The organism is Corallococcus caeni (assembly GCF_036245865.1).
In the GTDB taxonomy this organism is placed as follows: Bacteria; Myxococcota; Myxococcia; order Myxococcales; family Myxococcaceae; genus Corallococcus; species Corallococcus caeni.
In genome coordinates, this window is record NZ_BTTW01000071.1 from 1 (window position 1) to 414 (window position 414).

Below are 414 nucleotides of genomic sequence, written 5' to 3' on the forward strand. Positions count from 1 at the left end.
AGCGGCGCAGCGTCAGGGCGCCGGTGGCGCTGCCCAGCTGCACGTCGGTCTCCACGAGGATGCTCTCACCCGTGGCGGCGTTGACGGGGTCTCCCGCCGTCGGCAGGCGCTCGCCTTCGGGGCCGCAACGGCAATTGCCGTCCTCGCAGGGCTGGGGCGGGGCGGCGCAAGCCCAGGTGCTCCTGCAACACGAGGCGCCGTTGTTTGGGAACGACGGATTGGGGTTGACGGGATTGCAGAAGGGGTCGTTCGAGCAATCCGTGTAGTCATTGCAACGCTGGCTACCATCACAGGTGCACTGCACCTGCTTGCCATCCTCGCAATGGGTGATGAGGTTGTTGACGCACGAGTCCTGGGCAAGGCCGACGCCGGGCAGACACACCAGGAGCGTGGCCAGCAAGGCCAGAGGCTTGA

The 414-nt window shown here is 66.9% G+C and carries 1 pseudogene; it reads right to left on the reverse strand.

The features are described 5' to 3' along the window. Positions 1-414, reverse strand: a pseudogene (locus AABA78_RS38945) (hypothetical protein); the annotation flags it as partial.